Origin of the sequence: Rhizorhabdus argentea, assembly GCF_037861105.1 — a bacterium.
Taxonomy (GTDB): Bacteria; Pseudomonadota; Alphaproteobacteria; order Sphingomonadales; family Sphingomonadaceae; genus Rhizorhabdus; species Rhizorhabdus argentea.
In genome coordinates this window covers 1-24,632 of sequence record NZ_JBANFK010000025.1, presented here as the reverse complement: position 1 = coordinate 24,632, position 24,632 = coordinate 1, and the positions used below count along the sequence as shown (strand labels likewise).

At 59.7% G+C, this 24,632-nt stretch carries 19 protein-coding genes; 3 read left to right on the top strand and 16 right to left on the bottom strand.

Annotated features, from left to right (window positions below; genetic code table 11):
- Positions 1 to 4: 4 nt before the first annotated feature.
- The 8 genes from AAC645_RS17590 to AAC645_RS17555 form a co-directional block, all read right to left on the bottom strand.
- Entirely contained in the window at positions 5 to 832 is an 828-nt protein-coding gene (locus tag AAC645_RS17590) for an SDR family oxidoreductase (RefSeq protein WP_340317885.1), read from the bottom strand.
- The gene (locus tag AAC645_RS17585; protein WP_340317884.1) at positions 804 to 3,092 is read right to left on the bottom strand and encodes a TonB-dependent receptor; all 2,289 of its coding nucleotides are present in this window, start codon (positions 3,090 to 3,092) and stop codon (positions 804 to 806) included. The genes AAC645_RS17590 and AAC645_RS17585 overlap by 29 nt, the downstream gene beginning before the upstream one ends.
- 63 nt (positions 3,093 to 3,155) lie before the next feature.
- Positions 3,156 to 3,866: an acetoacetate decarboxylase family protein gene (locus AAC645_RS17580; RefSeq protein WP_340317883.1), complete on the bottom strand. Its 711-nt coding sequence runs from the start codon at positions 3,864 to 3,866 to the stop codon at positions 3,156 to 3,158.
- Positions 3,863 to 4,678: a metal-dependent hydrolase gene (locus AAC645_RS17575; protein ID WP_340317882.1), complete on the bottom strand. Its 816-nt coding sequence runs from the start codon at positions 4,676 to 4,678 to the stop codon at positions 3,863 to 3,865. Before AAC645_RS17575 ends, AAC645_RS17580 begins: the two co-directional genes overlap by 4 nt.
- 25 nt (positions 4,679 to 4,703) lie before the next feature.
- Positions 4,704 to 5,717, bottom strand: coding sequence for a zinc-binding dehydrogenase (locus AAC645_RS17570; RefSeq protein ID WP_340317881.1), 1,014 nt, complete (start codon positions 5,715 to 5,717; stop codon positions 4,704 to 4,706).
- Between the two features lie 47 nt (positions 5,718 to 5,764).
- The gene (locus AAC645_RS17565) at positions 5,765 to 7,315 is read right to left on the bottom strand and encodes a 2-oxo acid dehydrogenase subunit E2 (protein WP_340317880.1); all 1,551 of its coding nucleotides are present in this window, start codon (positions 7,313 to 7,315) and stop codon (positions 5,765 to 5,767) included.
- 2 nt (positions 7,316 to 7,317) lie between these two features.
- Entirely contained in the window at positions 7,318 to 8,292 is a 975-nt protein-coding gene (locus AAC645_RS17560; RefSeq protein ID WP_340317879.1) for an alpha-ketoacid dehydrogenase subunit beta, read from the bottom strand.
- Between the two features lie 11 nt (positions 8,293 to 8,303).
- Entirely contained in the window at positions 8,304 to 9,251 is a 948-nt protein-coding gene (locus AAC645_RS17555; protein WP_340317878.1) for a thiamine pyrophosphate-dependent dehydrogenase E1 component subunit alpha, read from the bottom strand.
- A 228-nt stretch (positions 9,252 to 9,479) separates the two neighbouring features.
- Here AAC645_RS17555 and AAC645_RS17550 point away from each other — a divergent pair, with 228 nt between their 5' ends.
- Positions 9,480 to 10,205 carry a TetR/AcrR family transcriptional regulator gene (locus AAC645_RS17550; RefSeq protein WP_340317877.1) on the top strand — a complete coding sequence of 242 codons (726 nt, stop codon included), beginning with the start codon at positions 9,480 to 9,482 and terminating at the stop codon, positions 10,203 to 10,205.
- 104 nt (positions 10,206 to 10,309) lie between these two features.
- Here the strand turns inward: AAC645_RS17550 and AAC645_RS17545 are convergent, their stop codons facing one another.
- A complete protein-coding gene (locus AAC645_RS17545; protein WP_340317876.1) occupies positions 10,310 to 11,218 on the bottom strand; it encodes a TIGR03619 family F420-dependent LLM class oxidoreductase in 909 nt (302 codons plus the stop codon).
- 272 nt (positions 11,219 to 11,490) lie between these two features.
- On the opposite strand from AAC645_RS17545, the gene AAC645_RS17540 reads away from it, so the two are divergent.
- Complete coding sequence (locus AAC645_RS17540; protein WP_340317875.1) at positions 11,491 to 12,531, top strand: rod shape-determining protein; 1,041 nt, start codon at positions 11,491 to 11,493, stop codon at positions 12,529 to 12,531.
- 413 nt (positions 12,532 to 12,944) lie between these two features.
- Here the strand turns inward: AAC645_RS17540 and AAC645_RS17535 are convergent, their stop codons facing one another.
- Positions 12,945 to 15,173 carry a molybdopterin-containing oxidoreductase family protein gene (locus tag AAC645_RS17535; RefSeq protein WP_340317874.1) on the bottom strand — a complete coding sequence of 743 codons (2,229 nt, stop codon included), beginning with the start codon at positions 15,171 to 15,173 and terminating at the stop codon, positions 12,945 to 12,947.
- 800 nt (positions 15,174 to 15,973) lie between these two features.
- On the opposite strand from AAC645_RS17535, the gene AAC645_RS17530 reads away from it, so the two are divergent.
- Complete coding sequence (locus tag AAC645_RS17530) at positions 15,974 to 16,624, top strand: TetR/AcrR family transcriptional regulator (RefSeq protein WP_340317873.1); 651 nt, start codon at positions 15,974 to 15,976, stop codon at positions 16,622 to 16,624.
- 264 nt (positions 16,625 to 16,888) lie between these two features.
- On the opposite strand, the gene AAC645_RS17525 is transcribed toward AAC645_RS17530, so the two are convergent.
- The 6 genes from AAC645_RS17525 to AAC645_RS17500 all read right to left on the bottom strand — a co-directional run bounded on the left by AAC645_RS17525 (position 16,889) and on the right by AAC645_RS17500 (position 24,325).
- Positions 16,889 to 17,188, bottom strand: a complete 300-nt coding sequence (locus AAC645_RS17525) for a DUF1330 domain-containing protein (RefSeq protein ID WP_340317872.1) — start codon at positions 17,186 to 17,188, stop codon at positions 16,889 to 16,891.
- Between the two features lie 17 nt (positions 17,189 to 17,205).
- Positions 17,206 to 17,694: a hypothetical protein gene (locus AAC645_RS17520; RefSeq protein WP_340317871.1), complete on the bottom strand. Its 489-nt coding sequence runs from the start codon at positions 17,692 to 17,694 to the stop codon at positions 17,206 to 17,208.
- On the bottom strand, positions 17,687 to 17,818 hold the full coding sequence (locus AAC645_RS17515) for a hypothetical protein (protein ID WP_340317870.1): 132 nt from the start codon (positions 17,816 to 17,818) through the stop codon (positions 17,687 to 17,689). Before AAC645_RS17515 ends, AAC645_RS17520 begins: the two co-directional genes overlap by 8 nt.
- 213 nt (positions 17,819 to 18,031) lie before the next feature.
- Positions 18,032 to 20,335 (bottom strand): TonB-dependent receptor, encoded by a 2,304-nt coding sequence (locus AAC645_RS17510; protein ID WP_340317869.1) that lies wholly within the window; start codon positions 20,333 to 20,335, stop codon positions 18,032 to 18,034.
- Between the two features lie 712 nt (positions 20,336 to 21,047).
- The gene (locus AAC645_RS17505) at positions 21,048 to 23,240 is read right to left on the bottom strand and encodes an outer membrane protein assembly factor BamB family protein (RefSeq protein ID WP_340317868.1); all 2,193 of its coding nucleotides are present in this window, start codon (positions 23,238 to 23,240) and stop codon (positions 21,048 to 21,050) included.
- 101 nt (positions 23,241 to 23,341) lie between these two features.
- Positions 23,342 to 24,325, bottom strand: coding sequence for an LLM class flavin-dependent oxidoreductase (locus AAC645_RS17500; protein WP_340317867.1), 984 nt, complete (start codon positions 24,323 to 24,325; stop codon positions 23,342 to 23,344).
- Positions 24,326 to 24,632: the final 307 nt, after the last annotated feature.

Below are 24,632 nucleotides of genomic sequence, written 5' to 3'. Positions count from 1 at the left end.
CCGCTCAGTTGGGGTTACCGATACTCCAGCCGCCATCGATCTTGAATTCCGCACCGGTGACGTAAGCCGCTTCGTCGGATGCCAGATAGACGAGCAAATGCGCGACGTCGCCAGGCGATCCGCGTTCGCCAAAGGGAATCATGCGCAATTGCTGGTCTTCGACAGCCATGCCGTCCGTCCCGAGCAACTCGCCCACCGAACTGAAGATCTGGTCGGTCATTCGCGTTCGGATCAAGCCGGGATGAACCGAATTGCACCGGATACGATGTCCGTTCATGGCACCAAAGGATGCGACCGAGCGACTGAATTGCCACACGGCCGCCTTGCTCGCTCCATAGGGAGCCGCGATGGGGGTGCCGATAAAGGCGACGAGCGAGGACAGGTTGATGATCGAACCTGTCCCCTTTTCCATCATGACAGGCAACACCGCCTTCACGCCCAGAAACGTGCCGTCCAGATTGACGGTCATGACCCTTCGCCACTCTGCATAAGATGCGAGCGGAGAGGAATCGCTCAAATCCCCCTCTATGCCGGCGGCGTTCACGAGAATGTCGATCCCGCCATGACAATCTTTCACAGACTGCACGATCGTCGCCCAGTGCTCCTCCTGGGCGACGTCATGACAATAATATCGGCATCCAATCTCGGTTGCGAGCGCCGACCCGTCAGCCAGGTCGGTGATCACCACATGCGCGCCTTCCGCGGCCATCTGCCTGGCGGTTTGCGCTCCGATGCCTCCCGCGCCGCCAGTAATAAGCGCGACCTTGCCCTGCAGACGCATGGTCATTCCTTCGCTTTCGAGCTTAGAACGAATAACCGAGCTGGACGCCATAGGTCCGGGGTTCTCTTGCCGCTGCAAAGGACCAGAGGCCGGCAACGGTGAACGCACCAATTGGTCCCGGATCATTCAGAAGATTGCGGCCATAGACCGTCATTCGCACGCGGCCGTCCGCAAACGCAGGAAGCAGGGAGATGCTGGCGTCGATGAGATTGGCGTGATCGCTTCGCACCCGCGGATCATTGCCCGGCACCACGACCGTGCTGCCCGGAGCGCCGGTTACGGTCGGAGACTTGGAGATCTGCTGGTCATAGGCATCCAGATAGCGGTACGTGCCGTTCACGCGGAGGCCGCCAAGCCCTGTCTCGGTGGCATATTCAAAGCCGATCGATGCGTTGAACGGCGGGGCGTAAATCAGGTGGTTGTTGGAATAATCGAAATTCGCGAAACCTCCCGCGACCACGTCCTGAACGATGAAATTCTTGAAGGATGCGTGAAGAATACCCATGCCGGCACGGATCGTGAGTTCCGGGATCGGCTTTGCGGTCAGGTCGAGCTCTATGCCTTTCACCGTGGAACTGCCGACATTGGCCACCAGCGTCTGATTGCCAGTCGGCCCGCCGGGCACGGTGGTTGTCTGCTGCATGTCCTTGTACTTGGTGTAAAATCCGGCGAGATTGACCGTCAGACGGCGGTCGAACCAGCTACTTTTGACGCCGACCTCGTAGGAATCCACGGTTTCCGGATCAAACGGCGTGGTTGCCGTCAACGCTGTCAGGCCGCGGCCGTTGAAGCCGCCAGCGCGGTAACCGCGGGACCAGGTGGCATAGGCCATCAGATCCGCATTGGGGCGGTAATCGATGGAAATCTTTGGCGTGAACTTGTTCCATGACGCGTTCTGCAGCCCGAAATCGGTGGCGCCCACGGCCGAGTGCATGGACTTCTTGTCGTGGGTGTAGCGTCCGCCAAAGGACAGGCGCCAGCGATCGGCAAAGCCCCAGTTGAAGTCGGCAAAACCGGCATAGCTCTCCGATTTCCCGACGACAAAGGATGGCGCGCCGGTATTGGCGCCAAAGACCCATGTGTTCTGCCCCAGCGTGTAACGGCTCTTGAAGAAGTAAAGGCCGGTCACATAATCCAGGCTGTCGGTCACCTTGCCGCTGGCCCGCAGTTCCTGACTGAATTGATGATAGGTTTGACGCCGCTGAGCATCGTAGAGGCCGAGCGTCCCGAAGTCCTGGGTCTGATATTCGTCGGATTTCCTGTAACCCGTAACCGACACAAGATCGACTGGACCAAGCCCCCAATTCATCTCCAGCGTCGCGGCGGGAGAACGATAGGTACCATGGAACGGCTTTCCGTCCGAAAGCGACGCAAGACCCGCAAACGAGGTATAGAGATCACGCGACCGCGAACCACGATTGCAGGCAGCAGCCGGCAGGAAGGAACAGAACAGTTCCCCGCTCTGCGAAATCTCCGAATTGGGCGTCTCATAGTCTTGCACCTGCTTTTCAACCGTCAGCAGGGCGTTGAAATGTTCGGCAGGCGTGAAGAGCAGCGACAGTCCGAAATTCTCGTTGTTGGTCGCCCCCGTCCGCTTACCGGTCAGGAAGCTGCGATAATAACCATCTTGCTCCGAGTGGAAGTAGAAGAGCTTGGCTGCGAGAACGTCCTTGATGATCGGCGCGTTGAGAACCGCCCGACCGGTCAAGTTGTTGAATTTGCCATAGCCCAGTTCGAATTTGCCGCCGAATTCGCCTGTCGGGCGGGTCCGCCGAACGTTGATCACGCCGCCGATCGTGTTGCGGCCGAACAGCGTGCCTTGCGGGCCGCGCAGGATTTCGATCGACTCCACATCGAAGAAGTCGAGCAGTTGTCCGGTGCTCGTCCCCACGAAAATGCCGTCGGAAACCACGGCCACAGTGGGATCGAAGGATTTTTCGATGTCGGCGAAGGCGAGGCCTCGAATGGAGATGTTCGCAGCGGCGGCGCCGGTGCCCTGGGGCGTGATCTGCACATTGGGAGCAGCGCCCTGGATGTCGGAAATGGTGACCGCCCCCGTCGCTTCCAACTGGCCAGTTGCGATGGCAGTCATGGCCACAGGAGTATCCTGTATCGACTCCTTGCGGCGACGCGCGGAAACGATGATCTCATCGATCTGCGCACTTTGCAGGTTCTGCCCCTGCGTCTCGCCTTGCGGCCGGTCCTGCGCATGCGCGGCCCCGGTATAGCCACCAATGCCGCTAAGAAGTGCGAAGCTACTGACGGCGAGCTTGCCCTTCAAAGTGTTAATCCGCCCTTTTTTCATAACCATTTTCCCGCTCCTTATTTATGGCTCAGTTTAACTTGAAGTGACTCGCGCGCTGCGACTTGTGGATTATGAATATTCATGAATGATCTTCGCAGTTTCGGGATAGATATCGTCCCAACTGCCATATAGAGCCTGCATCACCAGCGATGGGGCAAGCCTGGTCAACGGATTGTCATTTTCCGTCGGAAAAAATTCTCCCGAACCGCTCCGGAGCTCGATGTTTTCGAGCATAGATGTGGTCGCAATCAGCCGGCTGACGTCGCAGCTTTCCGTGTCGATCGACGGTATTTCCTTGTACAGGAAGGTCGGCGTCTTCGGTATTTCCCGGATCACCTCACCCCCTATCGTCGCCGACATCCGCGCTATGCGCGTGCCATTGCGGCTGATGGCGCCGGTGACGCGGCCACCTTCCTCCTGGATCACGGTCTCCCCCAGTATCGCGCCCCAGCCATGGACTTCACGGAAGCACAAAAGGCTCGCTTCCGTGCTCGTAAGAAGGAAGGGAATGAACTGGCCGATCTGATCGCCATAGCGGCAGGGGATTGCGGGGCAGGCGCAGTTGTGCGGCCCGATCCCGGTCACGTCGGGGCAGTCCATCAACGTCCAGATGACGAGACTGTCCTCCAACAATTCCAGCGGCTCCGGCAGCGCCGCCCTCGCCTTGTCCGGGGCGATAGGGCCCACCAGCATCAAGGCACGGGTTCCGCGGAAGCGATAAGGCCCCATATCATAGGCCGGCGCCACCAACGGCACTCCCTTGGGACGAAAGCCCTTCATGCCGCGGCCTTCGCCATATGCTCATATTTCAGCAGAGCGGACTGGATCACGGGCGGCATCTCATGCTTGGCCGGGTCATAATAGGGCCGCAGGATCTGTAGGAGGCGCGGCAGGACGAAGCGCGCCATGCGCCGCTTGATCGAACTCAGGCGGCGCTTGGAGGCTTTCACCTCAGCTGCCGTCATGTGCCGGCGATCCACCTCCAGGACGGTTTTGAGAATATCGTCCTGGAACTTGTTGAGCGAGCGGAAAGCCACCAGCGCGCCGTAGACCCGCAGAAAATAATTACCGGAAATAGCCGCAAAGGCGGCATGGGCGATGGTGCGATGCTCAAACTCCTCCGCCAGATGCCAGGTGAACAGATCGACCATCCGCTCGTCCCCACCCTCGAACAGATCAGGCGCACAGAGGAAGGCGAACTTGGCGGAAAACAGCGTGATATTCTCAAACCCCGCGCAATAGGCGAGATTGAAGGCGAGCGACTTTTCCTTCAGAAGCTTGCGGTAATAATCGCGCATCGTAGCTTCATAAGGTCTCACCGCTTCATATCCGCGCGCGTACATCTCCTTGTTGAAATCGGCGTGGAGATAACAATGGTTCGTCTCCTGTCGAACGAAGATGTCGATCTCCTCCCTGAAAGCGGCCTCATCCGCCGGTATCTGGTTCCGGAATTTCGCCATGACGGCGTTGACGAAGATCTCGCTCTGGGTGGCGATGGGGCTGCCGGCATTCTGCATGGCGGCATATTCGGGAATCCGGGTCCATTGCATCGGCACACCGGAAAAGTCGATCGCGAGCTTGCGGGGGGTCATGGCAATTTTCCTGCAGATAGAGCCGTCATGGACGCACCATGATCTTGGCGTGGCGCGGCGCGCGCGCGAGCTGTTCGAAGGCTTCGGGCACACCGTCGAGATCGGTGGTGCCTGTGATCATCAGCGCGGGATCGAGGGCGCCCTCGCACAGGCGCTTCAATGTCTCGGCGAATTCATCGCCCGAATAGGCCATGGTGAAGCGCAGATCGATTTCCTTGTTATTGGCGATCATCGGCTCGATCCGGTCTTCCGTCATGCAGACCCCGGCGACCATGATCTGCGCGCTCGGCGGCGCGGCGCAGATGATGCCGTTCAGCACCCCCGGCGCCCCGACGCACTCGAAGATTACCGCTCTGCGCGCTCTTCCGCTGGCGGCGGCGAGATCCATGAGCGAGGTGGGAACGCCGAAGTCTGTCCAATGCTGATGCGGATCGGCCGCAGCCGCATCGACCACCACGTCCGCTCCCAGCCGTTCGGCAAGCGCGCGGCGTTCGGCCTGGAAATCCGCGGCAATGACCGGACCCAAGCCCCGCGCCTTGAGTTCGGCGATAATGGCGAGGCCGATCGGACCGCAACCCACTACCAGATAGGCGCTGTCGGTCGTGTCGGCCTTGTTCACCGCATGGACGGCAACCGCCATCGGTTCGGTCAGGGCCGCGATGTGGCTGGGCAGTCCGTTGGTGACTGGGAGCAACAGCGCTTCAGTCAGGATGAAATATTCGGCGTAAGCGCCATTATATTTGTTCGAATAGCCGATGCCTTCGACGTCGCCTTTGTCGTCAAAGACGAGAGCCATGGCGCATACTACGGTGCCGGGTTCGATCTTGCGGGTGGTACCGGGGCCATAATCGACCACTTCGGCACAGAACTCATGGCCAAAGACGATGTCTGCCCGCGGGTCGAGATTACCAGTGGCAAGTCCCGTGCGCCGCCCGCCGTCGATCATCGCCTCATAATGATGATGCGCGTGGAGATCGGATCCGCATATGCCGCAATGCAGGGTCTTTACCAGCACCTGGCCCGGCCCGGGCTGCGGCATTGGAATATCATCCACGATGAGCCGCGGCCCGCGTTTTATGACTGCTTTCATGATGCCGCCTCGCTCGAATGGACGGAAAGGGCGATGGAAAGGTCCAGGTCCTCGCGAAGCAGGTCATGGACATAGCAGGCCGCCTTGGCGGGCTTGAGCAGGGCCTCTACAGCCCCGGCCTCCGCGGTCGACCAGACCGCAAGGCGAACCGCGACCTGCCGTACCTTGCCGGTCTCAGGGGTTGCTTCGACTGTACCGGCGATGCGTTCGATCGGCACCTTGCGCCTTGCCGCGACCAGCTTGAACGCAATGCTGAGACAGGACACAAGCGCGCCCAGCACATGCAGAACCGGATCGGCCGCGCTGTCATCGCCGCCGACAGAGCTGGGTTCATCGATCGTCCAGCGATGCGGTCCGGCGTTCAAGTCGCAGCGCAGCTTACGATCAGAGGAGAGGGTCACCACCCTCTCGGGCATGGCCGCCGGCGCGGCCTGGTCACGCCAGGGCGCAACATCGAAGCGTTCGAGACGATCGCGCAGCGCCGCTGTAAACTGTGCCGCCTGCAGCCCGTCGACGACGCGATGATCGAAGGCGATGCTGAGCGTTATCTGCGGCCTTACGACAACGGCGCCGTTCACAGCCACGGGACGGTCGATGATGGCGCCGGCAAATATGAGCACGGCTTCGTCAAGGTTGAGAACCGGCGTTCCCTGCCTGATGCCTTGCGCACCGAGGTTCGAGATGGTCAGGCTGGCCTGACCGCCTCCAGCACGTCCTGCCTTCGCCGCCTCAATCGCCTCGCTTGTGCGTTCGGACACCCACGCCAGCGACTTGCCCTGTAGATCGCTGATGGTGGGCGTCCGCAGCCCTCGCTCCGTAGCGACCGCCAGGCTGATGTTGATGTCGCGATTGGGGACCGGCCTTCCATCGGCGATGCGGGCGTTGATCGCGGGGAATTGCTCGAGCGTCTGCGCTGCGGCATGAACCAGGATATCGTTGAGCGTTGCGGGAAAGCGCCCCGCCCTGCGCAGATTTTGTGCGGCCACGAGTGCGGATGCATCGGCATCAACCATCTGCACAAAGTGCGGCGCATGCTGCCAGGAGCGCTGCAAGCGATCTATTGCACTGCCTGCGCTTGCTGGCCCGGCTGCCGCGCGTTTTGCAAGCACCCGTTCGACATCGCTCGCGACGATCAGGCCGTCAGGGCGGCTCGCGGTGATGTCATCAAGGCCAATCCGGCCCGCCGCCATCGCCTTCGCCTTTGGCGAGGCGAGCGGGCCGGACGGAAGCGCCGGCGGAGGAGATGCGACGGTCATCGCCGCTGCGAGCTGACCTGTGGCGGGTAGAATCGGAGCGTCGATCGCTCCGTCGATGAGCGAACCTATCCGGCCGAGCACCATGCTGACGTCGGCCTCCTCTCCCGCCTCGACCAGCTGCAGAAGACGACCGGTGACAGGGGCTTCGACCTCATAGGTGAACTTGTCGGATTCGATGGTGAGCAGATGAACGCCCGCTGTGACATGGTCTCCGGTTGCCGCCTGCCACTCCACGATCCGCCCGCGCATCATGGCCTGGCCCAACTGCGGCATAAGGATGTCGTGCGCCACGCTCACCCCTTCACGATCTGACGGACAGCCTGAACAATGGCGCCGGTCGACGGGATGACTTCGCGCACCAAGGCGTCGGCCGAGCCAAGCGGCACGTCGGGAATGGCCAACCGCCGGAAGGGCTTGTCGAGCCATGGGAAGGCGCGCTCCATCAGCACTGCCCCGACTTCGGCTCCTACGCCAAGCGACCGGTAACCTTCCTCGACAACCAGACAGGCGCCGGTCTTCTTGACCGAGTCGATCACCGTGTCCCAATCGAAAGGATTGAGCGTCCGGGGATCGATTACTTCTATCTCGATCCCTTCGCTCGCCAGCGTGGTGGCGGCCTCGAGCACGCGCTGCAGCATCAATTGCCACGCGACCACAGTGACAGCAGTGCCCGTTCGCCGGATCGCTGCCTTGCCGAAGGGCAGCGCCGGGGCGGCATCATCCACCTCGCCGCGCGACTGGTAGAGCAGGCGATGCTCGAAATACATCACCGGATTGTCATCGGCTATGGCTTGCCGGAGCAGAGTCTTCGCATCTGCCGGCGTCGAAGGCACGGCGCATTTTAGGCCCGGCGAATGCATCACATAGGCTTCAGGACAGGTCGAATGTTCCGGCCCGGCACCAGTGGAACCCGACGGCAGGCGCACGACCAGCGGCACCTTGAAAGCGCCTCCATGCATGAAGCGCCACATGCCTGCCTTCAAGAATATCTCATCGCCCGCCGTGATGATGAAGTCCGCGAACTGCAGTTCGACGATCGGGCGCAGGCCCATCACCGCCGCGCCGACGCCAGCGCCGACCATGACATTTTCTGAAATGGGGGAGTCGAACACGCGGTCCGGACCAAAACGGTCGAGCAGACCACTTGTCACCTGAAAGATCCCGCCCAGTTGCGCGACGTCCTGGCCGTAGAGAATGACGTCATCGTCACGCGCCATTTCCTCGGCAATGGCCTCGTTGATGGCCTGGGCATAAGTCATCGTGCGCATCTCAGGCGGCCTCACGCGTAAAGGTCGGTATAAGCGAGCTCGGCGGACAGGAGCGGGGCTGCCTTGGCCTGGGCGACGGCCGCGTCGATTTCCGCCGCGATCTCGTCCTCGAACGTCCGGATCGCGGCATCGCTGAGCTGCCCTGAAGCAATCAGCCGGTCGATGAGATCGGCCAACGGATCGCGCAGCGAACCAGCGTCCACGCCGTCACGATAGGCCTGAGGGTCGGTCGCATAATGACCCAGCAGGCGCACCATTTTGATTTCGATAAGGCTTGGTCCCTGGCCCGCGCGGGCGCGATCAGCAGCTTCAGTTATCACCGAATGGACAGCTGCGGCATCGCGGCCATCGACCACATGGCCGGGAATGGCGTAGCCTGCGGCGCGGTCGGCAATATTCTCCACCGCCGTGCTGCGGGATGTGGGCACCGAGACTGCCCAGCCGTTATTCTCGCAGATGAAAAGCACGGGAAGCTTCTGCACAGCCGACCAATTGAGGCTTTCGTGAAACGTGCCCCGGTTGGACCCGCCATCTCCAAAGAAATGCGCTACCAACTGAGGCGCCCGCTTTTTCTTGAGCGCCATCGCCATGCCGGTTGCGATCACGAGGCCGCCGCCCAGCGTGCCGCTTTCCCCGTAAATTCCGCGGGCAGTGTCGACGACATGCATGATGCCGCCCTTGCCATTGTTGGTGCCGCCGACCCGCCCCGCAATATCGCTCAGCATCGCCGCCAGAGGCACGCCGCGCCCTATCATATAAGCGAGACCACGATGGGAATAGACGACGGGGTCATCGGCTCGCAGCGCCTGAAGCGTTGCCAACTGCCCGATCTCATGCCCCGCACCGGGATGCAGCATCGGCGGCAGAAAACCTTCCATCGACAGCTTGAGGAGGCGCTCCTCGAACCGCCGGGAAAGCAATCCTGTCCGACAGATTGCAACAAGATCCAGAGCTTCCATATCCCTCCACTCCGAGGCTGCACGGCCTTGTTCCCGGCCGTGCTGGCCCCACCTTCACCTGCGGCGACGCGCACCTATTCTGTAACGCATACCATAACGGCATGGGTTACATTTTGTAACCTGTTACACTAGACAGGTTTTGGCGCCTGTGCGAAAGGATAGGTGGGCACGAAGGGGCAGCTGACAGGACGGCGTGGATCGCGCGCGAATCTTTGGAACTGGATGAACATGACCGCTGCCGCCAAGCGCCCCCTGTCGGAGCGCAAGAAAAAACGGTATATTTCGATCCTGAACGTCGCCCTCGATCTCATGGAGCGAAACGGCTTCGACGGCGTGTCCGTGCGCGAACTTGCCGAGCTTGCCGAGATTACCCCGACCACCATCTATAATGTCTTCGGCAGCAAGGAAGGGCTGTTGTCGGCGGCTATCGAGTTTCGAACCCGCCTGTTCATCCGCAACGCGATCAACGAGGGGAAAAGGGGATTTGAAGGGCTGATCGCCGTCAACCGTCAAATGGCGGAGACCTCGATACAATCCAACCAGTTGATCCGGTCCATCGCAGCAATGCTGGCGCGCGACTCGACGCTGTTCGCTGTCCGGCAGATTTATCGGACATTCCACTGCAACTTGATCAAAGATATCCAATTGGAAGGAGATCTGGCGCAGGACGCCAAACCGGAAGCACTCGCTTCCTTCCTCATGATAGCACACAACGCGGCGCTTAATTTTTGGGCGGGCAATGATGTCAGCACCGAACAGTTATCTGCGCTATTCGATATTGAAACCTGCAACGTTCTATACCCCGTCGCGCGGGGATCTACCACGCAGCTGATCGATAGATGCTATGAAGATCGTCTGGTAAAGTTGGGCGACATTGATTTTGATGGCTTCCTTCGCCAGACGCATAAGCTTCCCGGCCAGTTCGACATATCCGCTTTGACCGAGAACATTTGATCGAGGGCGAAGTCGAGCGCTTATTCGATCGGCAGATGAATGTTGGCCTCCATCGGCGCGCCGAACGCGCCTGTCAGCCTGCTCTAACCGTGTCCATGGGAGCTCTATCGGTCCTCAACGAAGGGTAAAATGTTCGCTGCCAGTTCCTGTGTTTGCGTCATTAGATCCTCCGCGTTGCCGACCACCGGTATGGCGATGAATTTGGAAACGCCGGCGTCTGCATAGCGTTGGAAGGCCGCGATCACGGCAGCGCTGTCGCCTGACGCCACAAAGGGTGCCCCGCTGGTGGCGCGATTGTTCAGCAATTTCTGAAACGAAATGACGCTCGGATGATCTGCTGGTCCAATCCGAAACGGGACGATTACGCCATAATGATCCGGGTCGATGCTGCGTCCGGTTTCAACGAGCGCCGCCTTGATGCGTTTGATCACTTGGCCTGCATTGGCCGGGGTGGTGAAGCCGCCCAGCCAGCCATCCCCGAGAGCGGCCGTGCGCCGAATTGCCGATTCGGATTCGCCCCCGATCCAGATAGGAACGGGCCGGCTTGGACGGGGGGTTATTCGAACATCCTGATATTGAAAATATTCGCCCTGAAACGACACGCTTTCTTCCGTCAGCAGGCGACGGACCAGCGAGATAACCTCATTTGCCTGTTTGCCGCGCTCTTTTGCGTCGCGCCCCGTTGCTCCCCACACCGGATCGTTGGCATTGCCGACGCCAAAGACGGGCAATAGCCGGCCGCTGCCGAGAAAATCTATCGTTGCCAATTGCTTGGCTAAAATCAGGGGGTCGCGGTGCGGTGCCACCACCGCATTTGTTCCGAAGCGGAGTTTTCTGGTCCTTGCCGCCAGCGCCGCAAGCATGACGAGCGGCTCATGGCTGGGGCCAAGCAATTGATCCGAATGCCAGATGCTGTCGATATCGCTGGTCTCGCATAATGCGACCCAGCGCCAATAGTCGTCGCTCGATAACTGCTGATATAGGCCAGGCCCGACGCCAATTCGAATGCTCATCCGGTGATCCTAACCGACTTCATCCGGCAGAGAAAGCGCGTGGGGGCGTGCTGTCAAAGCGACCTGATCGAGTCAATCACCGACAGGTCGAAAGATCCGCGCGGCGCGCCGAACCACTGCTCCGCCTTACAACGGCGCCCAGCCGGAGCAGCCTGATTTTAGCCTTGGAAATGCGGCAGTTCGACGATCACTTGATTGACGCGAGGACCAACCCTGCGCAGCGTGAAGTCTGATGAGCCATCCGGCTGACCAGTCTGCGAAGCGGCTCGAATATGTTTATTTCACGAATATTGAACTTCTCTTCCCACGACATGGCCATCGATCTGGGAACGGTGAACACCGTCGTCTACCTGCGTGACAAGGGTATCGTCTTGAACGAAGCCTCGGTGGTCGCGCTTGAAACGCGCAACGGCGTTCAGCGCGTCAGGAGCGTCGGAAACGATGCGAAGCTGATGATGGGCAAGACGCCCGCCGGGATACAGGCAGTCCGTCCGCTGCGCGATGGCGTGATCGCCGACCTCAGCGTAGCAGAACAGATGATCAAGCACTTCATCGACAAGGCGCTGGGAGGCCCAAGCCGGTTTCCCCGCCGACCGAAAATCGTCATCTGCGTACCGTCGGGATCCACGTCGGTCGAACGCCGGGCGATCCGCGATGCCGCTTTCAATGCGGGTGCCTCGAACGTCTTTCTGATCGAGGAACCCATGGCGGCAGCGATCGGCGCCGGCCTTCCTGTTACCGAGCCAACGGGCGCCATGGTTGTGGATATCGGCGGCGGAACGACCGAAGTTGCGATCTTGTCGCTACGCGGCTTGGCTTACAGTACCTCGGTTCGCTTCGGCGGCGACAAGATGGATGATGCCATCTCGTCGTTCGTGCGTCGGAAGCATAATCTGATGATCGGGGAGGCCACGGCCGAGCGGGTTAAGCACCGCATCGGCGCCGCCAACGCGCCGGATGGCCAAGGCCCGGAAATGGTCGTGAAGGGTCGCGATCTCGTCACCGGGCGACCCATCGAGCTAAAGATAACGCAGGCCGAAGTGGCGCTCGCAATCGTCGAGCCGGTCAGCCAGATCGTCCGGGCAGTAATGACGGCGCTCGAGAACACCGCTCCCGAACTCGCAGCCGATATCGTCGATCGGGGGATCGTACTGACCGGCGGGGGCGCGCTTCTCACGCGCATCGATATGGTCATTGGCCAGGCGACGGGTCTACCCGTCGTGATCGCAGAGGATCCCTTGATCTGCGTAGCCATGGGCGCCGGGCAAGCGCTGGAAGAACCGAGATATGCGGGTGTGCTCGCGGTCTCGTGATTTCTGTTGAATAGCGGCAGATCGACATGATCGTGCGGTGTTCCCCGTGATCGGGGCCTGTCGATCCTTCAGCGCATCCCGCATCGGCCTTGCAGCCGCATCTGCCTGCACCGCAAAAAGATTAATCCGTCCACCGTCTTCGCCGGACAAACCGTCGGAATACGAGGTCGAAGACGGCGTTTGGCTCGTCTCCTTCATGCACTATGAATCTCGGATATATCGATCTGGCGCAGCGCAGCTTGCAACCACTCGACAACCCGGTCGGCACGAGGTTGTTACCCATGTCTTAGGTACAATCTGTTACCTAGGTGTCCGGGTCGGACAAATCGCCTGCCCGACCTTATGGCTGGAACCTACGGCCATGTGGAGGTGATCACCCTAAGGCTCATGTTTGCAGCGATGCGACTACGGCATCAGGAGTTTCCGCATGGTGGCGACGCTGGCGACCTAGGCGGGTTTGCCGTCGTTGCGAAGGCGTTTGCAGGTTCCGGCGAGGTGTCCGTCAGGGCCTCGATCCGCACCGGAATGGCGGACATGCGCGGCATGGCATTAACCGCTTCGACATGTCGCGTGCAATCGACCAGTTTATTGACGCAGGTGCCGCCGTTCTCGTTCGCCTCATCATCTTCCGGCAGCCCGCCCCAGCCATGCGAGAGGGAAATGACACCAGGTCGGATGCTATCATCTCCGCTGGCCGTGGCGCGCACTCGCCCAGCCTCCGAATGGATAATGATTGGCTGCCCCTCAGCAAGGCCGAGCGCGTGCATGTCGTCGGGATGGAGAAAGGCAGGATTGTGGGGGACACGCGCGCGCACTTGGGGATTATGAGTTCCGAAGCTGTTGTACATGTCGCGCATCCGCCGGCAGATAAGCAGGTGGGTGAAGCGCGACGGAGGCGCCGCCGGGGCATGCGCCTTCACCGTATCGGCGAAGGCGTGAAGCTCATCGGCCACATCGAGCGGTAGCAGATTGATCCGTGCTTCCGAACCGGGCCGCGCCGGCTGCACATGATCGGAAGGAAATCTGAAAATATTGCCGCTCGGATATCGCTTCAGTTCGTCCACCGTCACGCGCGCGTTGCGCATGCGAAGCTCCAGCAGCGCCTCGGTGGTGGGCGGCGTCTCCATGTCGATCGCCCCCATGCCGGCATAATCAATCGTGAGGCCAAGCCGCTTTGCGATGGCCCAATAAATGTACCAGTCATCCGCCACTTCCGACCCGTCGGGCGGATCGAGAACCGCATCGGTATATTGCGACCAGTTCTTGGTCAGCAGGGCAAAGCCGGCAGCCGCTATGGGCAGGTCCGCCCGCTCATATTGCAGCTTGGGCGGCAGGATATAGTGGGCAAGACGCGCGCTCGCAGTCATATAGGGTTCGATCGCCACGAACAGTTCCAGCGCCCGCAGCGCCTCCACCATCCGCTGCTGATCGGGATACACCACGGCCAAGTTGCCGCCGACCATCATCAGCGCCTTGATCTGGTGTTTGCCGGGGGTCAGGATTTCCTCTGCGAGCGTGCCGGTCAGCCGTTCGCCGCCTAGCATGCGCACGCCGCGAATACGGCTCATATTCTCGCCCCACGACCGGGACGCTGGGATCACCTCGGCATAGACGGGCGATTCGGGGCTGGTCATGTCCACCAGCGAAGGATCGCCGGCCCGACGCACCCGACCGCAGATCATGGTCAGGCTGTCGGCCATATGCTGCATGACATTGGAATGAGCCGCCATGTTGGGGCCCGTCCCTGTCACTACCGCTCCGCGATTGCCATCGCGCGCGAACATCTCCGCCACCGCGCGCAGGTCGCCCGGCTTCAAGCCCGCCCGCCGCTCGACATATTCGGGCGTGAACATGTCCACCGCCTGCCGTAGGGCCGTGATGCTCTCAGGCCATATATGGGCATCGCAAAATTCCTTGTCGTGCCATCCCTCGTCCAGGACGATGCGGATCAGCCCGGCGGCGATGGCGGTATCCTGTCCCGGTATCGGCTGCAAAAACAGGTCCGCATGCCTCGCCGTTTCATTCAGCCGCGGGTCGATGACGATCAGTTTCATTCCCGCAGCCTTGGCTTCCTTCAGCCTTTTGGTGGGGTCGGAGCAGAGGAAATTAAGCGTCGAGTGCGAAACGAGCGGGTTGCAGCCAAAGACGAGATAGACGTCGGCGCCCTCGATGTCCTGCGTACCGGCGGACCATCCCCCCATGCGTTCAAACGACACCAGCTTGGCGGACTGGTCGATCGTCATGGACGAATAGAATTGCGACGAGCCGAGCGCCTTCACGAAGCTGTCCGACATGTCATGGGCGGTACGGTTGAACGAGCCGCCATTGCCGATATAGTTCGCGATGGCCTCAACACCGTCACGATCCAGAATGGCGCCCATTTTCGCCGTGATTTCGTCGAGCGCCTGCTCCAGAGCGATCTGCTCGAAACTGCCGTCCGGCTGCCGCTTAAGCGGGTGAAGCAGTCGCGCCGCGCCATGATGCGCCTCTTCCGCCTGCAGCCCCTTGAAGCAGGCATAGCCCCGGCTCAGCATCTGGTCGCGATCGCCGCGGATGGACAGGATGCGATTGTTCTCGATCGTCAGCCGCGTTCCGCACACGCCCATGCAGATCCGACAGAATGACCTAACCTCTCGCGCCATGACTCCCATCCTTCTCCGATGCCCGGCCATTTTATGACCGATGACTGGTTATCGATCGGCGCTGCGCCGGGCGTTTCAACACAGCCCGTCGTGCCGGACGATCGCCGGCGTGGGTGCACGCGTCGCTGGCGACGACCCGCACCTTTCCACGCCGGCATTGTAACCAGGAAAGCTACCACCGCGACTAGGCAGCCCGCGCTTTCCCACAGCGCATCAGAAATTGAAGCGCGCCTTCACAGTGAACGTCCGCGGGTCGCCCGGCAAGCGGCTGTTGAGGGACAAAATCTGCCAGGGGCAGACCGCCGATATAGTGGACCTTGTTGAACGCATTTCGAGATTTGCGGTCAACAGCGTGGTCGAGCCCCCACCTCCAACTCGACTCTTCGTCACGAGGTCACCCGCAGACCCGAGGAAAATACGAGCATCTAGGCAGACGATCTGAGCCGCACTGATCTCGCCAAGGTCTTTGGCCCTGCACATCGATGGCGCAGATCGCCGTCATCTTCCGCGACGCGTCCAGACGGACATAGTGGATCATCATAGCCTCCGATGGTCAAACCACCGGGCAAGAACGCCCGGACCGCTACACTACCAGCGACTCAGTCACCGTCGCGATTACCGGATGTCCACAGATGAATCGGATCAGGCCCCTCCGTTTGCGACAAGTTCTTGGAGGTGCCCACGTGCCGGTTTGCATGAACGCGTGATGAGTGTTATCCCATTTGACCAGGAGAGGATGAGCTTATGCCCGTTGTAGCATCACTTCGGATGATGCCTGTGCAACGTCGCGGGATCGTTCGATGATTTCGCTGGTACGAGATGTCCCACCATGCCCGTTTACCCCCCAGGCGAGCGGCGCCTTACCGCATGGACAAATCGGGGCGCAGCATCAACGGCGTCGGCTTATCTTGGCAACAGCGAGGCGCTTGATCGCCCAAGGTGATGATTCCTCGCTGACAGTGCAGCGCCTGGCGCAAGAATGCGACACTTCTCGTCAAAACATACACAACCTTGTTGGGGCGAAAAATGATATCATTACGATGTCCTTATTGGATTTCAGTAATCAAATATTATTACATACAGCTGGAATGGACCACGTCGAAAATCCGTTGTCCTGTTTTTTGAGCACTTGCCGAAAAGTAACGGAGGCTTATCCCGATTATGTCGCGGCGGCAGAGCGGATTATGTTTTCCGACTATGATCTCTATCAGAAACTTGTCAAAAACAGCGCGAGACATTTCTTCCCATTTATAAGAACAAATCTCGGAGTCTTGGAAGTGAGAAAGGAACACTGGGAGGTCAGTTACCAGCTTTTGTCGGTTCTGAACAATCCCGTAAGAGATTGGATGGAAGGCGGGTGTTCCATCGACGAGATGTTCGATAGTTGGATGTTCAATGCAGATCTTATCATGTTAGGTGCGTCAACGAAGTTCAGGAAAAATCGCGGATAGCATCTGTCCTGTTGCAGTCGTTGAAGCAACCGGCGCCGATGAGCCGCGCAGGGCGAGCGTCGTTACGTCGCACTGCCGATTATGTCCGTGAAAGGCTCGGGGCCATGTATCGCCCCCCCTTTTCTGGGGCCCCTATAGCCACGGCCGAGTGCTATCTCCATGTTCACCTATCCGGAGGACAATTCCACGCATTTGAAATGCTACTCATGGTGAATGCGGCCCTGACGTGCTGACGCGGTGTCAGCACGTCAAAAGCGACATTTCTTACATCTGGAAGCCGTGAACACCGATGACGAATGACGTGTGCGCTGCTTTCTGCCGGATCTTCGCGGCTGCTTGATAAGCAGCGCCATAGTACCATTCCTTGAGCTTCTCTTCGGAATCGAACTTGACCATTACGACTCGCTTCCCCGGAAGCTTTCCCTCAAGCAGCAGCACATTTTCGTCAGCCGCCAGAAACTCCAGATCCTGAGGGACCTTCGCCATTTCGATGTTAGCCTGCTCATAGAGCTTGTAGGTTTCCACATCTGCGATATCGATGGCGGCGATCAGATAACAGCTCATAGTGAATTCGTCCTTTTTCAGTTTTCCATTAGGCAACCGCACGATGGCGGCTCCGTAATCCGGTCGTTCAAAGATTTGGCGGGCCTTACTACTCGGCTAGGTCGCACGTACGATACTCGCCGATGCCGCCCCATGTGACAATGCACCTCGGGCATGGAATCAGGGCTTCCGCTGAGGGGCCATATGACACGCCTCTTTGGTACACCTGCGGTTGTGCGTATCGGTACTTGGAACTTGACGTTAACTTCGGCGCCGTAAGTTCGGTGGATGTTCAAGACGGCGGAGTTCTGGAAAGTGTAGCCGTTGTAGTAAGCTCCACCTTTGGTTTCGACGTCACCGATATTCTTGACGAAGCCGCCCACCTTGAAACGCCTGCCTTCCGGAACGAATGTTACAAAGGCATTCTGGCGGTCATACGCCTTCTGGGCCAGGATCGGGGTGTTGAACTCGTCGAACTGGATCTTGCCGGTCCAGTAGGACTCCCCGCGCAGCATCAGTTCAGGCATAGCCCCGGCTCAGCATCTGGTCGCGATCGCCGCGGATGGACAGGATGCGATTGTTCTCGATCGTCAGCCGCGTTCCGCACACGCCCATGCAGATCCGACAGAATGACCTAACCTCTCGCGCCATGACTCCCATCCTTCTCCGATGCCCGGCCATTTTATGACCGATGACTGGTTATCGATCGGCGCTGCGCCGGGCGTTTCAACACAGCCCGTCGTGCCGGACGATCGCCGGCGTGGGTGCACGCGTCGCTGGCGACGACCCGCACCTTTCCACGCCGGCATTGTAACCAGGAAAGCTACCACCGCGACTAGGCAGCCCGCGCTTTCCCACAGCGCATCAGAAATTGAAGCGCGCCTCCACAGTGAACGTCCGCGGGTCGCCCGGCACGCGGGTGTTGAGGGACAAAATCTGACCCAGGGGCAGACCGCCGATATAGTGGACCTTGTTGAACGCATTTTTGAGATTTGCAGTCAACGACCAGCCCGCTTCGTCATCATTGAGACCAACGCGGAAGTTCGCAAGGAGGTAGCCGGGCAGAACCGATCCCTCATTGGCCACGATGCGCGTGGCGCTGTTGGCCTTCGACTGCGCGTACACGTCGCCGTGCACCACCGCCTCGATCGTGCCGGATACCGGGACCGCATATTCGGCATAGACGGCCCCAGACAATTTGGGCGTGTCCGGGTAGGCATCGAACCGCACCGGCGGCGCACCGATGATGACCACCGGTTCCGCTCCAAATCGCGCATGGGTGTAGTTGAAGGACCCGCCGAGCGTGAAACCGCTCACGGGACCGATCTGGCCGTCGATCTCAAGCCCATAGACTTTCGAGCTCGGCACGTTGGCGGTGGCGCCCTGGGTGGAATTGTTCAGGAAGTAGTAGGTGATCGTCTGGCGGCCCTTGATCCACTCATAATAGGTAGCAATGCTGATACGCTTGGGCAGGCCGTTCGCATTATCCCTATATTTGAGGCCGACTTCGACATCGGTCATCTTTTCAGCCGCGACGCTGTCGCCGCCGTTTGCCGCAGGGCCGTCTTTCGGCAGGGCCCCGGCGTTGAAGCCACCGCTCTTATAGGCGCGCCGCGTCGTTGCATAGACAAGCGTATTTGGGTTGAACTGGTTCTGGATCCCGAACGCCCAGCTCAACTTGTTGAAGGTCGCCGATTTGTCATAGGAGAAGCCTGCTGGCGCAGGCTCACCCAGGGTGACCCGGTTACTGTCGCTGGGCAGAGTGAGCTTGCGCACCTTTTCAGAGGTGTAGCGGCCCCCGATGGTCGCCGCCAGACCGCTGTCGTTCAGCTGATAGGTGCCCTGCGCGTAACCGGCATAGGTCTTGTTCTTCAGCCTGGCGAGATAGTCGCTGACCGAACCGCCCAGCAGAAGGTCGAGAACCACGGTATAGTTGTTCTGGAGCACGCTCTCGTCCGAGAGATATCCGCCGACGACATAATCCAGTCTGCCGCCCAGGCCCTTGCCCGCGATCTGAAACTCTTCGGAAAACTGCTTGGTCAGGTTCCTGACGCCCCTGCCATTGCCGTTTGCGAAATTATTCTGGACGATGCCATAAGGCGTGCCATCGACCTCAAAGGCGTTGAAAGACTTTAGATTGGTATAGCCGATGATGTTCCTGATTTCGGTCTCAGGCGCGATCTCGAACACGGTCTTGTTGGTGATGATCAGATTTTTCGTTCGGAAAACATTCAGCGCGTCGCTGGAAACCTTGAACGGGCCGCGTGCGGCCTGCTCGGCCAGAATCTGGTTGACACCCCCCGCAGGACGTCCGGGAGCGGCGAAATAGGCGTCATAGAAGGGCGGGACCAGCGGCGCGAGCGCGGGCGGCAGGAACGCCTGCAGAGTGGCGATGCCGGTGGCGCGATCCTGCGGCGTGGCCACGCCCGCATACAACGCCGTCAGTGGGAATCCGGTGGGAGCGACGCCGGAAAGCACGGGGATAATCCCCGATCCCTTGCCATGGAAGTAATCCACTACCAGGTTGTTGGTAACCGCACCGCTTTCCATTTTCACGCTTCCGCGTAAGCCATAGCGCTCGTAATCACCCAGGCGCCTGCCATCGTACAGATTTCTCTGGAATCCGTTCCGTTCGCTGTAGAATCCGGCGACCCGCGCCAACACCGTCTCCGGTGAGATGGGGATGTTCAGCGCGCCCTCGATTTTCCTGGCGCGGTAATTGCCGCCCAAAAGACTGAGGTAGCCCCCAAATTCGTCCTTCGGCTGCTCCGTGGTGAACAGCACCGCGCCGCCCGTGGCGCTGCGACCGAACAGGGTGCCCTGCGGCCCCTTGAGCACTTGAATTGACTGCATGTCGTAAAATGCCGACGCGCCGCCGCCACCGCCGATCTGGACCTCGTTGATATAGGGCAGTACGCCCGGGCGCGAAGCGGAGAACGGATCGAGCGACTGCCCGCGAAGCGCGTAGTTGAGCTGGTTTGACCCGGACGAAGCCTTGATCGTCAGGCCAGGCGTCGCGGTGCGCAGATCCAGTTCGGAGACGATCTGCGCCTTCGCCAGCATATCGCCGGTGACGACCGCCACGGCGACGGGCGTCTTGGACAGGCTCTGGTCGCGTCGTTGTGCGGTGACGATGATATCGCCCGCCGAAGCTGAATCTCTGGCCATTGCCGATACGCCACCAACGGGAGCGTCAGGCGATGGCGCGGCGGACTGCTGAGCATAAGCCGGCAGGGCGACCACCGCACATCCAAGGCTTAACCCAACGCGGAAAGCGCGTAATGTCGACTGCATGATTAAATCCCCTCTTTTGTGCATATAAGAGTCTTATTCGTCACGCGACCAGCCGCGCGGCCTGCCCAGTCCAAGCGCATCACAGGTGCGCGGAGACCTGAAAGCGCAAAACTGCTATATACGGGTCAGATTTATTCATTATTTTCCCTCCATTATTTATTACTTATTTATTGTTATTTAGAAATTTTACGATCTAGCATTATGTAGATCCGAACAACCGGCGAACCTGCAGCATAGCGGTTTTCACTCGCTTTTTTGGATTACCCCAAAGGCTGATGCAACCCTACACGTTTGACACTTAACACGATCCGTCAAAGACTCGGCGGCGAGTCACGCAGAGCAAGGCGCAAGGTCTGCGGATTCGCTGATCTACCAGCAGGCGGTGCTCGGTGCCTCGCCGGTGCGACACCGATCGAAATGTCCTTTTGCGGAGCGTCATTCGCCTTGGATCAATCAAGCGCACCATCTACTCTTCTCATGCAAGATCAAGCATCAGTCCAGCACGACAACATCAATGCTGCTCATCTCCGATCCGCCGCAATGGCGGAGTGGAATGCTGCGTCGACCGCTTCGAGGTGAGATTCCGTCACTTTGAGAGCTTGAACACCCACAAGGTGCGCTGGCGGATTGGCGCCTGCTCCTCGGGGGTGAAAATGCGGAAGCTTTGATCCAAGGGCATTCCCCCGCCGGTGACCACCGCCACATACTGGTTTCCGTCCGCCATAAAGGAGATCGGATAAGCATGCGGGCTGTCATCAAGCCGAATTTCCCAAAGAACGTCGCCAGTTTCACTGTCGCGCGCGCGGAACCGGCGATCAAGCGTGCCCTCGAATACCAGGCCGCCAGCAGTGGCCAGGATCGCGCTCGCGCTGGGCGCGCGGCCGCGATGGGTCCAGCCGTCCTTATGGCCGTACAAGTCAACCGCAGCCAAGCGGCCAAAATTCCCGTCGCTATCGGGGCGTTTGATAAGCTCAACGCCCATACCGCCCATAACGCTGTCGGGCGTACTGAGCAGCGTGATAGACATACAGCCTTCCGACATGGGCACAAATAGCTTGCCCGTACCGGGATCAACTGCAGTGGCCGGCCAGCTACGAGCGCCCGACGCGCCCGGGCAAACCGTTTTCTGCTCGTTTTGGGTCGGTAGCATATTACGGTCGTAGGTCTTGCGCCCGGTTTTGGGGTCAATGGCGGTGACAAGATTCTGGAGGCCCAGATCCTTCGACCATAGGTAGCGTCCAGTTTTCGCGTCCAGGGCATCGATGATGCCGAGCTTGCCGATGGTTAAGACGGTCTTGCGACCGTCGATAGGAAGAATTGTCTGTTCGAAGGCCCAATCGAGGTCCCAGACGTCCCCCGGGAAATGCTGATAATGCCAAGCAAGAGCACCAGTGTCGGGGCGCAATGCCAGGGTGGAATCGGTGAACAGCGCATCATTGGACTGCCCACGGCGGCCCGTTTTTTTGCCGAGCAGCGTCGAGATGTTGTAAGTTTGCCCGGTTCCGACATAGAGCAAGTCGAGGTCGGGATCATAACTGGGTGCTGTCCAGACGGACCCTCCAAAGCGGCCATCAACCGGAGCACCGTTCCAGCTGTCGCCACCAGGCTGGCCCGGCCGTGCGATCGTGTGGAAGCGCCAGACTTCCCTTCCGGTTGCGGCATCGAGTGCGGAGATAAAGCAACCGCCCTTGTAAGCCGTGCCCTGGCAACCGGACATGCCCTGGATTATCTTGCCCTTTACGGCCAGCGGCGCCGCAAGGATTTGCAGCAAGTCCTTCGGATCCGCCGCCAGCACAGTGTCCCAACGTACCTGGCCAGTTCGCATATCCAGTGCGATCACATGGTTGTCCGTGGTGGGTTGGTAGATTGAATCGCCATAAATGGCGAGTCCATGCGCCTGGGTCGTTGGCAGCCGTGCGGGTTTCGCCTTGCGCTTGAAACGCCAGATAACGTCGCCCGTCCTCGCATCAAGCGCCTGGACGCTCCCACTGTCGACAAAGATCACGCCACCGTGAACTATGGGTGTTATCCCGTTAGAGCCAGGCCCCAACGGCAGCGCCCATGCAACACTGAGCCGGGCGACGTTGTCCTTGTTGATTTGCTTGAGCGGGCTGAACCCTAGTGAGTCCCGCGTACGTCGCCAGTTCAGCCAATCTGCGGGATCGGGGTTCTGCAGCATGGCATCAGTCACTGGGGGCAGACGGTCTACTAGCGCCTGCAAGCTGGCCCGGTACTTCTGGTAAGTCTCGTCGACCGGCCCGGCGATGGCTGTGCCTTCGTGATTCGGAACCGGTGCCTCACCAGTTGGCTCAGCCTTTGCCCCGGGTCGAGACGGCGGTCCTTCCGGAAGCCCGTTGACGATCCGAAGCAGTGCTGTGAGTGCTTCATACTCCTCGTCGCCGAGGCCGCCAGGATCGGACGGAGGCATTGTCCGGACGTGTGCGGCAAATGCGTCAGGATCGGCGGAGAGCCATTTGCTTACAAAGGTCTTGCCGCTGAGGGGGGGGCCGAAGCCGCCGGCAAATGTGCCGCCATGGCAAGCGGCGCAGTTTTTCGCGTAAACTTTTCGGCCCAGTTCAAGCTGGCTGTCAGATGGCGCAGCAGTCACAGCAGACGCTATGATTATGCTCATGACCCCCAATGCAACACCTGCGGCGCCAGCAATCCCCGGTAAGCGCGCGCCCGACTTGTCCAACATGATTCTTCCTTTCAGTGGGACGCTTTCCTTGTTTGCAACGCGGCGCCTGTGGACGACAGCGGAGCACATCAGCTCGGACAAGCGGCGACTGCACCGATGCCAAATGATCTTCGATGCACTTCCTTCGGTTCTCCGCCAGAAGCAGCGCGACCATTCGGCTACTTTACGATTGAGAACCGGTATCAGGCTCCCTCTTTCTTCAACGCCGGCAGGACGGCGTTTGCCCAGAGCTCCAGACTCTCCCACGAAAGTTCGGGTGGCATCCCGCCAAGCGATGGCTGAACCATGATGCGTGTGCCGTCGGGTTGAGCGCGGCAATAGGCGATGCATTCCTCTGGGGTCATGACCGGAAACAAGCCTTGCCGCCGCAATTCTTCGCTGCTCGACACATCTTGTTGCGGGACACTCTGGTCCGTCGTCTGTGCGGCTTTGGTGTAGAAGTTGTTGCACTCCATGGCGTAGGTGTTGATCTTGTCCCACGCCCGATCAGGATCTTGCGCCAGATAGATGTTCTGCACCGGGCAGTTGATCACCTGACCGGGCTCCTTTCCAAACTCGGCGCACAGATCCCGGTAAAGCGATGCATACCCCGTGGCATGCGTCATCGGAAAGAAGCCGTCGCCATATTGCGCTGCCCGCCTCGCGGTAGCCTTGACGCCGCCGCCAACGAAAATCTTCGGCCCTCGTGGCGATGCTGGTGGAGGAGTAATCCGGCCCTTTCGTCCGTCAAATTCGAAGGGCTGTCGATCGAACGCGCAGCGCAGCACTTGCAAGGTTTGTTCGATCAGTTGGCCGCGATCATCAGGGGACACGCCATACATCTCGAATTCGGACGGTACCCAGCCGCCGATGATAATCACGTCGAGCCGACCGTCACTGATGTTGTCGAGCATGCACAGATCCTCGGCCAATCGGACGGGATCATAGAAAGGTGCGATGATCGTCGGGCATATCCGCATGTTGCTGGTGCAAGCGGCGAAAGACGCGCTGAGCAACACCGGCGAAGGGAGGTAGCCACTTTCCGAGCCGTGATGCTCGGCCAGCTCTACCAGATCGAAGCCCTTGTCGTCTGCCCAAGCTGCCTGTTCCAGTGCAGCGGCAATAAGATCGGCCTTGCGCATGCCGGTGGGCGAACTCACAAGATTATAGCTTAGCTGGATCTCCACTTTTTTCTCCAATTCCACTCGTACGACGAGCTGGTGTTCTCTTTGTTAGGCCAGGGCACAAGAAGCGTGAACTGGCCTGTCGGGAAGCATTCTGGCCTCCACCAATCGCAGGTCAAGCCGCGGTATAGCCGCCATCAACCGCCATGAGTGAATCCGCAATTGCTGACACCCGATATTAAATGAGCGATCAGCAGATCGCCGTTCGATGCCCTCAAAGTTCATCGACAAGCCGCATCGTGTCGTGGTCCACGAAGGCATTTACGACACGCAGGTGGCAAACGACGCTGTGTTCCCATCCGTAGTTCTG